Consider the following 13,077-nt stretch of genomic DNA (forward strand, 5'->3'; position numbering starts at 1 on the left):
AATTCATGTATAATAACCTTATACTATTTTTAAAGGAGGATAAAATAATGAGTTTGTTACATATAGCGGTTCTTCTACCGTTAATATTTGCACTCATTATTCCATTTGTATATCGGTTTCATAAACGAATACATTTAGGATGGTTTGTGTTACCTATCCCCGTCGTCTTATTTATATATTTCCTCTCATATATTTCTACAACCATGTCAGGAAATACCATAATGGAGAAAGCAAACTGGATGCCTCATTTTGGTATGAATTTCGATTTATACGTTGATGGTCTGGGATTACTATTCAGTTTGTTAATAACTGGCATTGGTAGTTTAATTGTACTATATTCTATAAGTTATTTAAGTCGACAAGAGCAGTTAGGGAATTTTTATTGTTATCTGTTGCTCTTTATGGGTGCAATGTTAGGTGTTGTTTTATCTGATAATATTATTATGTTATATCTATTTTGGGAGTTAACTTCATTTTCTAGTTTTCTACTCATTTCATTTTGGCGTGACAAACAAGCATCTATTTATGGTGCTCAAAAATCAATGCTTGTCACTGTATTTGGTGGGTTATCACTTTTGGGTGGCCTTATTTTACTATCACTCGCAGGTGACTCTACAAGTATTCAAGCGCTTATTGGGAATGCATCTGAAATCCAAACAAGTCCATATTTCATTTTAGCAATGATATTTGTATTAATTGGTGCGATGACAAAATCTGCTCAAGTTCCATTTTATGTTTGGTTACCAGATGCAATGGAAGCGCCAACGCCTGTCAGTGCCTATTTACACTCAGCTACGATGGTTAAAGCAGGTCTTTACTTAGTAGCACGTATGACACCCATCTTTGCACTTTCACAGGGGTGGATTTGGACAGTAACTGCTGTAGGCTTAATCACTCTATTTTGGGCGTCATTAAATGCGACTAAACAACAAGATTTAAAAGGTATCTTAGCATTTTCTACCGTTTCACAACTTGGTATGATCATGTCTATGTTAGGTATAGGTGCAGTCAGTTATCATTTTGAAGGTGCTGAAAGTCAACTTTATGTTGCTGCGTTCACGGCTGCCGTGTTCCACCTTATTAATCATGCTACATTTAAAGGTGCGTTATTTATGATTGCTGGTGCCATTGACCATAGTACAGGTACGCGTGATGTTAAAAAATTAGGTGGATTGCTAACAATAATGCCTATTTCTTTTACAATTACTATAATCACCTCACTCAGTATGGCAGGTGTGCCACCATTTAACGGTTTTCTTTCTAAAGAGAAGTTCTTGGAAAGTATGATTGAGATCACAAATGTTAACCTATTTAGTTTAAATACGCTTGGCTTATTAATTCCAATCGTAGCAATTATCGGTAGTATATTTACATTTGTATATTCTATAAGATTCATTGGGCAAATCTTCTTAGGTAGCAATAAATCAGATGCTTTACCGAAAAAAGCACATGAAGCTTCTATACTAATGTTAGTTTCACCAGCTATTTTAGCAATATTAGTTATTGTATTTGGGTTCTTCCCTTCTATATTAACAGGATCAATTATTGAGCCTGCTGTTAACTCAATCAGTCAAACTACTGGGACGCATGCAGAATTCCATATGTTCCATGGGTTTACACCAGCATTTTTCTCTACCATTGGTATATATATTGTCGGTATATTACTGATTTTATCGTTTGGCTATTGGGTTCGCTTATTACGTGCGCATCCTACAAAACTTACAATCAATTACTGGTATGATAAGTTCGGTAATGATACGCCAGGTTACACAAGTAAATTCACAAATGCTTATGTGACTGGTTTTACGCGTAACAACTTAGTAATTATTTTTATCTCTTTAATCTTAATTACTTTAGCTACGTTATTAGTCACACCATTTAGTATTAACTTTAAAGACGTGAGTGAAATACGTCCATTTGAATTAATCATTGTAATACTTATAATTACATCTGCTTCTATGATTATATTTGCTCGTTCAAGACTATTCAGTATTATTATGGCAAGTGCTGTAGGTTATTCTGTCGCTATCTTCTTTATATTCTTTGGCGCACCAGATTTAGCCCTTACACAATTTGTAGTTGAATCAATTTCTACAGCGTTATTCTTATTGTGTTTCTACCATTTACCAAATTTAAACAGACATAAAGAGACGCGTTCGTTCAAACTTGTGAATGTTTTAGTTTCAGTTGGTGCAGGTGTGGTTGTTACTGTGCTTGGACTAATCACTTATGGCAATAGACACTTTGGTTCTATCGCTGAATTCTATAAAGAACATGTATATGATTTAGCACACGGCACTAATATGGTAAACGTCATACTTGTCGACTTCCGCGGTACTGATACTTTATTCGAATCCTCTGTGCTAGGTATTGCAGGTTTGGGAGTTTATACGATGATTAAACTCCGCACAAATGATAAATCAAATGATGAAGGAGGTAAAAACGTTGAAAAGACAGAAGAATAATATCATCTTTCAATATTCAGCAGTTCTTATCTTCTTCCTCATCGTAATGTTTGGTCTATCATTATTTTTAGCAGGACATTACACGCCAGGTGGTGGCTTCGTAGGTGGACTATTACTATCTAGTGCCCTAGTCATCATAGCTGTAGCTTTTGATATTAAAACTATGAGGAAAATCTTTCCTTGGGATTTCAAATTTTTAATAGGTGTTGGTTTGCTGTTTTGTATAGCAACACCTATGGCGAGTTGGTTTTATAATAAAAACTTCTTCACACACACACCGTTTGAAATACCTTTGGGAATTTTACAACCAATGGAAATGCATACGGCAACGTTCTTTGACTTAGGCGTAATGTTTGCGGTTATCGGTACAGTAATGACTATAATTTTATCGATTGGAGAGAATGAGTAATGGAAATAGTGATGATTTTTGTTTGTGGTATTCTCACTGCAATGAGCGTCTATCTCATTCTTTCTAAGAGTTTGATACGCATCATTATTGGGACTACTTTGCAAACACATACAGCCAATTTATTTTTAATTACAATGGGTGGATTAAAGAAAGGTGAAGTACCGATTTATGAAAAAGGTATCTCTTCCTATGTTGATCCAATTCCACAAGCGTTAATTTTAACAGCCATTGTAATTTCATTTTCTGTAACTGCGTTTTTCTTAGTACTTGCCTTTAGAAGTTATAAAGAATTAGGAACTGACAACGTAGAAAGTATGAAAGGAGTGCTAGATGATGATCGAGAGTAATCCCATTATTTCACTACTCGTCATACCAATGTTGACTATTATTGCACTTATTTTCATTGGTAAGCGCCCTATTATTAAACGATACGTTGCACTAAGCGGGACAGCTATCACATTAATTTTTGCATTTATTAACTTAAACAACGTATTACAGAATGGGATTATAACTTTAGAACTTGGTTCATGGAAAGCACCCTATAGTATCGTATTAGTGCTCGATATATTTAGTATCCTTCTCGTGATTTCAAGTTTAATTGTAACAATGCTGATTATTTTATATTCTTATCAATCAGTGGGTATAGAACGCGAAACGTATTACTACTACTTCGCAGTAATGTTCATGCTAACAGGTGTTATAGGTTCATTTATCACAGGTGATATTTTTAACTTATTCGTATTCTTCGAAGTATTCTTACTGGCATCTTATATTCTATTAGTAATCGGTGGAACGAAAGTACAATTAAGTGAAACTATAAAATATGTACTTATAAATGTTACATCATCCGCATTCTTTGTTATTGCAGTAGCAATGCTCTACTCTGTAGTTGGCACGTTAAATCTAGCTGATATTGGTGAAAAATTAGGACAACTACCTGCTGAAGATACTGGGATTGTAAATATCATATTCATTATGTTTATCTTTGTATTTGCAACGAAAGCTGGTGTTTTTCCAATGTACATTTGGTTACCAGGTGCTTATTATGCCCCACCAATTGCTATCATTGCCTTTTTCGGTGCGTTATTAACAAAAGTTGGTGTCTATGCAATTGCTAGAACATCAAGTCTTTTCATTCATGATACATCAAGCTTTCCGTTCTACATTATTCTCTTCTTAGCATTACTAACCATTATCTTTGGTTGTGTAGGTGCAGTGAGTTATTTTGATACTAAGAAAATTATTATCTACAATATTATGATTGCTGTCGGCGTTATTTTAGTCGGTGTAGCTATGATGAACCAAACTGGAATGATGGGCGCAATTTATTACACGCTACATGATATGTTAATTAAAGCAGCACTATTTTTCTTAATTGGTATTATGTACAAAATTACTAAAACACATGATTTACGCAAATACAGCGGTCTCATTAAAGACTATCCAGTTTTAGGTTGGTCATTCTTTATTGCGGCACTTAGCTTAGCAGGCATACCGCCGCTCAGTGGTTTTTATGGTAAATTTTATATTGTACAGGCTACCTTCGAAAAAGGTTTCTATTTAAGTGGTATTGTCATACTACTTTCAAGTCTTGTTGTACTTTATTCAGTTATTCGCATATTCTTACAAGGATTCTTTGGCGAATCAAAAGGATATAAAGTGAATCCTAAATTAAAATATAAAGGTATACTTGCGATTTCTATTGTCTCAGTCGCAATTTCAGTAGTTTTCGGATTATCTGCTGACTTTCTACATCCAATTATAAAAGATGCTGCTGAGGCATTCTATAATCCTAGTGTTTATATTGATGGCGTATTGGGGGGAAAATAGTATGGCAGTTCAAATATTAGTGAATTTACTTTTATCTGTTTTTTGGTTATTTGTAACAGGGAGTTATACTTTTAATAACTTTTTACTAGGCTACTTATTCGCCCTATTATTAGTATACCTAATGCGTGGTATTTTACCTGGAAGATTTTACATTATTACAGTTTATAAAATAATTAAACTCTTCTTCGTTTTCATCATAGAATTAATAAAAGCGAATGTCGATGTGATCCGCATTATTATTAAGCCAAAGATAGACAATGAACCAGCATTTTTCACCTATAATACAGATTTGAAAACAGATTGGGAAATTGCGTTATTATCTAACTTAATCACCTTAACACCTGGTACAATTGTGTTAGGCATAAGTGATGATCGTACTGAAATTTATATACATTGCATTGATTTTAGTACTAAAGAGGAAGAAGTCGAAGGTATTAAATCTTCCCTTGAAAAAGTCGTTAGAGAGGTAGGCGAAAAATGATGAACTACAATATAATTTTAATTATCGCATTAGTCATCGTAGCGTTGTCTATGCTAGGTATGCTTGTACGTGTAATCATAGGCCCTTCTCTAGCTGACCGTGTTGTTGCACTTGATGCAATAGGTATTCAACTTATGGCCATTGTCGCATTATTTAGTGTGTTCTTAGGCACTAAATATATGATGGTCGTCATCCTAATGATTGGTATTTTAGCTTTCTTAGGTACAGCAGTATTCGCAAAATATATGGATAAAGGTAAGGTGATTGAATATGATAACGACGATAGTCATTAGTATCGCACTTATTTTAATTATCCTTGGCTCACTCATTAGTGCACTTGCAGCAATTGGTCTTTTACGTTTAGACGATGTCTATTCAAGAGCACATGCTGCTGGTAAAGCTGCTACATTAGGCGCGATGTTATTAATTAGTGGTGTATTCTTGTTCTTTATTGGACGTGAAGGATACGCAAGTATGCAGTTACTTATTGGTATATTATTTATTTTAATCACCGGTCCACTATCAAGTCACCTTATTATTAAAGCTGCATATAACTTAGATACGCCCGCGTCTAAACGAACAAAACGTAACGATTTAAAAGAAGAATTAAAAGATACCAAAATCTAAAATAAAAAAACGCTACTATCTAATGATAGTAGCGTTTTTTTATTTTATCGACGGAGACTTACGTAATATGCCAATATGATTATTCCTATTTGTCATTGAGAGAAATAAATGATATATTAAATCGTAATTATTACGTTTTAAAAGGAGATTGAAATATTATGACAACTTGGACAATTATCGGCGGTGGTTTACATGCTGTTACTATAGCTATTAAATTAAGATCAAAGGGATTAAAAAGTGACCATTTAAAAATTATAGACCCTCACCATAATCTCTGTGAACAATTCAATAATCATACCAAACGTATAGACATGCCCTATTTACGTTCTCCATGCGTACATCATGTCCATCCTAATCCCTTTCATTTGAAACAATATGCTAAGAAAATGCAATATACACATCCAGCTTATGGTCCCTACAAACGACCAAACCGTGACATGTTTATGGATCATACACATGAGCTTATTCATCACTTTGAATTAAACCAAAGTCATATACAAAGTTATGCCAATAAAATAGAAAAAGACGACAAGCAATGGTTAATACAACTAAGCAATAGTGAATGGATACATACAGATAATTTAATTATTGCTTTTGGATGTAATCATGATACTTACACGCCTCAACTATTTGCACAACAACCCGATATATCACATGTGTTCGATGACAATGAATCCTATTATTCAGAAACTTCACATGTCGTCGGTAGTGGTATATCAGCTGCGCATTTATGCTTAAGACTATTAAAAGAAAATAATAATAAAATTCACCTGTGGACGAATAAACACATAGATGTACATGATTTTGATGCAGATCCTGGATGGCTCGGTCCTAAAAACATGACTTCTTTTAGTGCGATTCAATCTTCTGAAAAAAGATTCGATATTATAAAACGCGAGCGACATAGAGGATCTATGCCTAAAGAACTAGAATTAAGGCTTAAAAAGTACATCAAACAAAACAGATTGAGTATGCATGTCAATGAACTTACAGATATTCAGCAGCATCACATTTGCACTGAAAATTATTGCTTGCACTATGACCGCATTTTATTAGCTACAGGATTTAAAGAAGCAATCATGCAGCAGCCTATTATTAAGCAACTTAAGCATCACTTCCAAGCACCTATCACATCGTGCGGCTTGCCATTTATCTCTTCAACCTTAGAATGGATACCTAATCTCTTTGTCACAGGTGGTTTAGCTGATTTAGAGATTGGTCCATTTGCACGCAATATTATGGGCGGACGAGAAGCAGCCCTTCGAATTGCAGAAGCTTATGATGAAATTGAAAATCAAATCAAAACAAAAAAAGCGATATAAAGTTAAATAATTAACTTTATATCGCTTTTTATTTTCATTAACGTTTCAAAGGCTTTATAGCAATTGTTCCGCGCATGACACAAATTAATCTATCTGTATCATCTTTAATCTCTATATTCCACACCTGTGTTGTCTTACCTTCATGTATGATAGATGCGGTTGCGTAAATTGTGCCCTCTGTTGTAGAACTAATATGATTGGCATTCATTTCTAATCCTAGTGGTACATATTGATTCGTATCGATTAAATATGCTGCCCCCATAGAACAAGCTGTCTCTCCTAATGCTAAACTCGCACCACCATGTAAATAGCCAAAGGGTTGTTTAACTTGATCAGTTACTGGCATAGACATGATTAATAAACCCTGTGCTTCTTTTTCTACTTTCATATTTAACGCTTCTAACATATTAGTCATTGCTGTCACTCCATTTTTCACTTAATAGCTTTATAGTACCATAGCAGCAATTGTACCGAAAATAATTAATGGTATATTATAAAACATAAAGTTAGGAATGCACGTATCTCTAATGTGATCATGCTGTCCATCAACGTCTAAACCTGCAGTTGGGCCTAGTGTTGAATCACTTGCTGGCGAACCAGAATCACCTAACGCACTCGCTGTGCCAATTAAAGCTATAAGCGCCATCGTGCTTAATCCTAATGATTCACCTAAAGGAACAAATAAAGTAGCTATAATAGGTATCGTAGCAAATGATGAGCCAATGCCTAACGTGACAACTAATCCAATCAAATACATTACGATAATACTTATAAGTTTGTTATCTCCTATCACACCACTTATACCGTTCACTAATTTAGCAATATCCCCTGTTTCATTCATCACACCTGCAAACCCATTTGCAGATAAAATAACGACACCGATAAAGGACATAATTTGTATACCATCCACAAATTTTTTGTCTAATTCAGTCCATTTATACGCTCTAGAAACAAAGAATACTAGAACACCTGCTAATGCCCCGAAGATCATTGAATCCGTAAACAATTGGACGAGGAATGTTGCAATAATAGAAACGACCGTAACTACAAGTATATAGGGTTTAATTTCAGTTTGAGTTGTTTCTTTTACTTCATCACGTTGGATATATTTTCTTGGTTTTCTATAATAATATATACCTGCAACCAAACCGACAATATACCCTAATGATGGAATAAGCATTGATTTCCAAATCATACCCATTTCAATCGGGTGGCCTGCTTTTGAAAAACCACTTTGAATAATTTGATGGAAAATTTGACCAAAACCAAAAGGCATAAGTACATAAGGAAAACATAAACCAAATCCTATAATGATTGCTATTTGTCTTCTATCGATATTAAGTTCATTAAACAAACTTATTAATGGTGGTATAACAATTGGAATAAATGCAATATGTACAGGAATTAAGTTCTGACTCATTATACTTATCGCTAATAATGCAATAATAATAATGATTTTTACTTTTACTCGTGACATTTTACTATTTTCAGCATGAATAGCATCTATAATTTTATTCACTAAATAATCGGTAATGCCACTGTAAGAAATAAGTGCTGCAAAACCACCTAACAAAGCATAACTAAGTGCTACTTCAGCACCATCTACTATATTTTTACCAAATACGGACACGATTTCAGTGACATTCATCCCTGAAATTAAGCCGCCTACTAGCGCACTCACGAATAAACTTATCACTACATTTAATCTACATAAACATAAGATAATCATCAGCACTACTGCTATAACTACTGCATTCATCACAAAGCATAACTCCTTTACCACGTTATCGAACTAAAGCATTACGAGATTTATAATATCAATATCCACTTCAATTGTCAATGACATTTACCCAAAGTGTTTCCATGTTTTTTAATTCCTTAATAATTCATAACTACTGTCAAATGAATATTGAATGAGCTTTTCATATTATAAATGAAAAATGGAAAACTCTATAAAATGATTTATGAGTTTTCCATCATAATAATAACAAAAACATTTAAATTACTTTAACATTTCATTTACTTTAATGTGCGCAACCATTGAACAATAGTTGGAATTAAATAACCTGTCGGTCCTTTTGGCCCTTTATGTGTGTTGTTATTAGTTGTTGCAGGCCCTGCAATGTCAAAATGTAAATGAGGTGTTTCACCTGCAAAATGATTAATAAATGTAGCGGCAAACAAAGCTTTTCCGTGACCATTTGTATGATTCACTAAATCAGCGACTTCACTTTTACGGATTAAACTTTGCTCTGTAGCAGTCATTGGTAATTCAAAAACATATTCGTCTACTAATTGTGCTTTAGCCAATATAGACTCAAGTTGCTGTTCTGCGTTATGTTTAAACACTGCAGCTTTATCTTCACCAAGCGCTGCTACAGCTGCGCCAGTTAAAGTTGCAAAATCAAGAATGACTTGTGGTTGAAATTGATTTGCATAAAATACTGCATCCCCTAATACTAAGCGTCCTTCAGCATCCGTATTTAATACTTCAACAGATTCACCGCTTAATGCTGTATAAACATCGTCAGGTTTCATAGCTATTTCATTCACCATATTTTCAGCGGCTGCAATAACCCCTACAATATTTACTTTAAGTTCTAATTGGCGTGCTGCTTCAATCATTGCGATTACATTTGCAGAACCACACATATCATACTTCATTGTTTGCATGCCTATTTTTGGTTTAATAGAATAGCCACCAGAATCGTAAGTGATACCTTTACCTACAAGTGCGATAGGTTCGGCATCTGCATTGCCTCCATTATATGTAAGTGTGATTACTCTAGGCCCATGCTTTGAACCCTTACCAACGGCATGTATCAATCCAAATCCTTCACGTTGTACCGTATCGCTATCTTTGATATCAACAACAACATCTGTATCTATAAAATGATTTTGAATGCATTCAGCATAATAACCTGGTGTTAATATATTAGGTGGTATATTACTATAATCGCGCGCCAAATTAATCGATGAACCAATAATTAATCCTTGATTAACAAATGATTGCACTGCTGAACTTTCTGTATGTATATCTAAATCAAGTTGATAAGGTGGCATTTTATTCGTTTTATAACCATCAAATTGATACGTTGCTTGTTCACTTTGCTGTCCTAAAATTTCTGCAACCGTATCTATCGTGATTACCTGAGAGCCAAATGTATCAAATAAGAGCGAAGCTTGAGTAATTCTGTCTTTTTTTAAATATTGGAATAAGTTGCCAAATACTTTTAAGAAACCACTATAGTTCGTTGTTTTTAAATTGCCTAAACCAACTGTAATGAGTTTTAATTTTTTATCATTTAATGAAAACAGTGTACTAGAAATTATTCCAACGTTTGTATTAATAATTTGATTACGTTTTAGTTCTTCTAATTTTTCAATTATATTTTCACCTTCTACAGTTAACTCACTAATTTGATTCAAGTGTTCTGGCACACCTACTACTAAAGTTTTATTGTTAATATTAGTATTGCTTTGCATTGTTACTTGCATTGCGCATCCCTCTTTTTTAATTAAATTTTAAATGTGTCATAGTCTACCACTTATTTTTATTAAAAATGATACCTCGGTTTATATGACTTGACGCTTTTTTATTTAATAAAAAGACCTATCTATTTACTAGACAGGTCTTTTTAAGTACAGAATCACATAGTGCATGCGCCTGTATTATTTAATTGATATATTAAAATTTACCTTTTTTAAATGCTAAACCGACACCGCCGAGTTTGTAAACTGCACGTGTATCGATAACTTTTTTCATGAATGCAGCTTTTTTACCTTGGATATCTTTACCATAAACAACGCCTACACCATCATTTGAACCTAATGAACATACAGTACCACGATCAACATATTCAAATTCTTGAGTTGGTTGACCTTCTAAAATATTTTTAATGTTTTTAGCAGTTTGTTCACCTTGTTGCATAGCAATTTGTGCAGTTGTTGGTAATGGACGTTCTTCACCAGCTGGTATAAATGCAGAAACATCACCAATTGCAAAGACATCGTCATAACCTTCTATAGTTAAATCTTGTTTAGTAACGATGCGGCCACGTTTAACGCCTTCAAATGATTCTTCCATTAATTTGCTACCACGAACACCAGCAGCCCATACAACTGTATTACCTTCTAATTGTTGCTCTTCATCGTTAACTTTTACTACGAAACCTTTTTCGTTAGCTGCAACGATTGGAGTACCAATTTTGAATTCTACGCCTCTATCTTCTAAGTAACTTACGGCATGGTTAACTAATTCATCAGAGAACATTGGTAACATTTTTGGAGCAGCTTCGACACAAGTAATTTTAACTTTGCCTTGTTCTACACCATATTTATTACATAATTCAGGGATGCGGTCAGTTAATTCACCTAAAAATTCCACACCAGTAAATCCTGCGCCACCAACAATAATAGCTAAATCTTTGTCATCTTTTTGTTTAGAAGATGCATAATTAGCAAATTTGTCTTCGATATGACGAGATAATTTACGAGCAGTTAAAACGCTCTCAATTTGGAAAGCATGATCTTTCATGCCTTTGATACCAAATGTTTCACTTTCGAAACCTAATGATACAACTAAGATATCGTAATCAAAGATACCAGCGTCAGTTTCTACTTTTTTAGCATTACGGTCGATTTTTGTAACTTCAGCTTTAACAAAGTTAACTTTATCTTTGTTTACTACACTTTCAACTGGATATAGTAAATCTTCATAGCTAATCGTACCTGCTGAAGCTTCATGTAACCAAGTAGCTTCATAATGGTAATCATTTTTATTAATTAATGTAACTTCAGCTTCATCTGCTGAAATTTGCTTTTGTAATTTTGTAATAGTTTGTAGACCTGCATAACCCGCACCTAAAACTAATACTTTTTTACGATCTTGAGCCATTTCATTCACCTAAGCTTTCATAATTTTTTTGTTGCTATAGTCTTTTGCTATACCCTATATTTTAATTAGTAATTCACAAAAAAGACATTTTTTACCCAATACTAATTTTATAGTTTTTATAGCTTATTTTCAAGCGCTAATGCCCATATTGTTTATTATTTCACATAAACTTATAAAAGGCTATAGCTCACCTTAGATATTATGCGAACTATAGCCTTTAAATTTTAAAAATCAAATTAACAATTTTCTGGAGAACCCGCAACTTTGGCTGTTCTAAATGAACTACCACAACCGCAAGATGCAACTGCGTTTGGATTATCAATTTGGAAACCGCCGCCCATGAGTGACTGTTTGAAATCAATTCTGGTACCATCTAATACAGGTTTGTCATATTTTTCTACAAGTACTTTCAAACCGTGGACCTCCAAAACTTCATCGTTTTCACCTGGTTCTGCTTCAGCTGACATACCATAAGTAAGGCCTGTACAACCACCACCATTTATTTTAATTTTTAAATAACCATCTACCATATCATTTTGTTGTAACATGTCTTTTACTTCAAATGCTGCTGCTTCAGTTATTTCAACTACTGCCATTATAATTACCTCCTAAAAAATCCATGTTTCTTCTATATGTGCGTAAATTTTTTGTAATAAGTCATCTGGCGAATCACCTTCAACGATATCACCATTCACTAGTGCATACAACCCACTTGAACATAGTCCGCAATTTTGTAAGCAACCATATTCTAATACGTCTACTTCAGGGTCATTTTCAAGTTGATTATATACGTAGTCCCCGCCTTTCGCTAAATTCGAAATGCAGAACTCAATTATTGGATTCATAATACACCCTCTCATAAATTATCAGTTAAACAATTATAACAAATACTGCCCATAATTGACTACATACTAGCTTATAATATCTACACGTTTAAAAAGCACTATCAAACGAAAATAAACAGCTGATTATAGAAATATAATAATTTAATTAAACACGTTTGTTTATCAAATCGTTCATATCAAAACAAGCCCTTGTTATTTAAA

At 33.8% G+C, this 13,077-nt stretch carries 14 protein-coding genes; 8 read left to right on the forward strand and 6 right to left on the reverse strand.

What is annotated here, in order from left to right; all coding sequences use genetic code 11:
- The first annotated feature begins 47 nt into the window (after window positions 1–47).
- The 8 genes from ACA31_RS07605 to ACA31_RS07640 all read left to right on the forward strand — a co-directional run bounded on the left by ACA31_RS07605 (window position 48) and on the right by ACA31_RS07640 (window position 7,134).
- Entirely contained in the window at window positions 48–2,465 is a 2,418-nt protein-coding gene (locus ACA31_RS07605) for a Na+/H+ antiporter subunit A (RefSeq protein WP_057512732.1), read from the forward strand.
- The gene (locus tag ACA31_RS07610; protein ID WP_156393438.1) at window positions 2,446–2,874 is read left to right on the forward strand and encodes a Na(+)/H(+) antiporter subunit B; all 429 of its coding nucleotides are present in this window, start codon (window positions 2,446–2,448) and stop codon (window positions 2,872–2,874) included. Before ACA31_RS07605 ends, ACA31_RS07610 begins: the two co-directional genes overlap by 20 nt.
- A complete protein-coding gene (gene mnhC1, locus ACA31_RS07615) occupies window positions 2,874–3,221 on the forward strand; it encodes a Na+/H+ antiporter Mnh1 subunit C (protein ID WP_057512733.1) in 348 nt (115 codons plus the stop codon). The genes ACA31_RS07610 and mnhC1 overlap by 1 nt, the downstream gene beginning before the upstream one ends.
- Entirely contained in the window at window positions 3,208–4,704 is a 1,497-nt protein-coding gene (locus tag ACA31_RS07620; protein ID WP_057512734.1) for a Na+/H+ antiporter subunit D, read from the forward strand. Before mnhC1 ends, ACA31_RS07620 begins: the two co-directional genes overlap by 14 nt.
- Before the next feature lies 1 nt (window position 4,705).
- Window positions 4,706–5,185, forward strand: a complete 480-nt coding sequence (locus tag ACA31_RS07625) for a Na+/H+ antiporter subunit E (protein WP_057512735.1) — start codon at window positions 4,706–4,708, stop codon at window positions 5,183–5,185.
- Complete coding sequence (locus tag ACA31_RS07630; protein WP_057513009.1) at window positions 5,185–5,478, forward strand: Na(+)/H(+) antiporter subunit F1; 294 nt, start codon at window positions 5,185–5,187, stop codon at window positions 5,476–5,478. Before ACA31_RS07625 ends, ACA31_RS07630 begins: the two co-directional genes overlap by 1 nt.
- Window positions 5,456–5,812 carry a Na+/H+ antiporter subunit G1 gene (locus tag ACA31_RS07635; RefSeq protein WP_057512736.1) on the forward strand — a complete coding sequence of 119 codons (357 nt, stop codon included), beginning with the start codon at window positions 5,456–5,458 and terminating at the stop codon, window positions 5,810–5,812. The genes ACA31_RS07630 and ACA31_RS07635 overlap by 23 nt, the downstream gene beginning before the upstream one ends.
- A gap of 158 nt (window positions 5,813–5,970) precedes the next feature.
- Window positions 5,971–7,134, forward strand: a complete 1,164-nt coding sequence (locus ACA31_RS07640) for an NAD(P)-binding domain-containing protein (RefSeq protein WP_057512737.1) — start codon at window positions 5,971–5,973, stop codon at window positions 7,132–7,134.
- 37 nt (window positions 7,135–7,171) lie between these two features.
- Here ACA31_RS07640 and ACA31_RS07645 read toward each other — a convergent pair whose 3' ends face one another.
- The 6 genes from ACA31_RS07645 to ACA31_RS07670 form a co-directional block, all read right to left on the reverse strand.
- On the reverse strand, window positions 7,172–7,549 hold the full coding sequence (locus ACA31_RS07645) for a hotdog fold thioesterase (protein WP_057512738.1): 378 nt from the start codon (window positions 7,547–7,549) through the stop codon (window positions 7,172–7,174).
- A 30-nt stretch (window positions 7,550–7,579) separates the two neighbouring features.
- Window positions 7,580–8,896, reverse strand: coding sequence for a Na+/H+ antiporter family protein (locus ACA31_RS07650; RefSeq protein WP_057512739.1), 1,317 nt, complete (start codon window positions 8,894–8,896; stop codon window positions 7,580–7,582).
- Window positions 8,897–9,153: 257 nt separating this feature from the next.
- Window positions 9,154–10,632: a M17 family metallopeptidase gene (locus tag ACA31_RS07655; RefSeq protein ID WP_057512740.1), complete on the reverse strand. Its 1,479-nt coding sequence runs from the start codon at window positions 10,630–10,632 to the stop codon at window positions 9,154–9,156.
- Between the two features lie 190 nt (window positions 10,633–10,822).
- A complete protein-coding gene (locus tag ACA31_RS07660; RefSeq protein WP_057512741.1) occupies window positions 10,823–12,031 on the reverse strand; it encodes an NAD(P)/FAD-dependent oxidoreductase in 1,209 nt (402 codons plus the stop codon).
- A gap of 236 nt (window positions 12,032–12,267) precedes the next feature.
- Window positions 12,268–12,627: a HesB/IscA family protein gene (locus ACA31_RS07665; protein WP_057512742.1), complete on the reverse strand. Its 360-nt coding sequence runs from the start codon at window positions 12,625–12,627 to the stop codon at window positions 12,268–12,270.
- 12 nt (window positions 12,628–12,639) lie between these two features.
- Window positions 12,640–12,876 (reverse strand): YuzB family protein, encoded by a 237-nt coding sequence (locus tag ACA31_RS07670; RefSeq protein ID WP_057512743.1) that lies wholly within the window; start codon window positions 12,874–12,876, stop codon window positions 12,640–12,642.
- Window positions 12,877–13,077 lie beyond the last annotated feature (201 nt).

It is taken from the genome of Staphylococcus sp. NAM3COL9 (genome assembly GCF_001431205.1).
GTDB lineage: Bacteria > Bacillota > Bacilli > Staphylococcales > Staphylococcaceae > Staphylococcus.

Coding starts and splice junctions, on each gene's coding strand:
- ACA31_RS07605 (WP_057512732.1), top strand. CDS start 48: ATGAGTTTGTTACATATAGCGGTTCTTCTACCGTTAATATTTGCACTC.
- mnhC1 (WP_057512733.1), top strand. CDS start 2,874: ATGGAAATAGTGATGATTTTTGTTTGTGGTATTCTCACTGCAATGAGC.
- ACA31_RS07620 (WP_057512734.1), top strand. CDS start 3,208: ATGATCGAGAGTAATCCCATTATTTCACTACTCGTCATACCAATGTTG.
- ACA31_RS07625 (WP_057512735.1), top strand. CDS start 4,706: ATGGCAGTTCAAATATTAGTGAATTTACTTTTATCTGTTTTTTGGTTA.
- ACA31_RS07630 (WP_057513009.1), top strand. CDS start 5,185: ATGAACTACAATATAATTTTAATTATCGCATTAGTCATCGTAGCGTTG.
- ACA31_RS07635 (WP_057512736.1), top strand. CDS start 5,456: ATGATAACGACGATAGTCATTAGTATCGCACTTATTTTAATTATCCTT.
- ACA31_RS07640 (WP_057512737.1), top strand. CDS start 5,971: ATGACAACTTGGACAATTATCGGCGGTGGTTTACATGCTGTTACTATA.
- ACA31_RS07645 (WP_057512738.1), bottom strand. CDS start 7,549: ATGACTAATATGTTAGAAGCGTTAAATATGAAAGTAGAAAAAGAAGCA.
- ACA31_RS07655 (WP_057512740.1), bottom strand. CDS start 10,632: ATGCAAGTAACAATGCAAAGCAATACTAATATTAACAATAAAACTTTA.
- ACA31_RS07660 (WP_057512741.1), bottom strand. CDS start 12,031: ATGGCTCAAGATCGTAAAAAAGTATTAGTTTTAGGTGCGGGTTATGCA.
- ACA31_RS07665 (WP_057512742.1), bottom strand. CDS start 12,627: ATGGCAGTAGTTGAAATAACTGAAGCAGCAGCATTTGAAGTAAAAGAC.
- ACA31_RS07670 (WP_057512743.1), bottom strand. CDS start 12,876: ATGAATCCAATAATTGAGTTCTGCATTTCGAATTTAGCGAAAGGCGGG.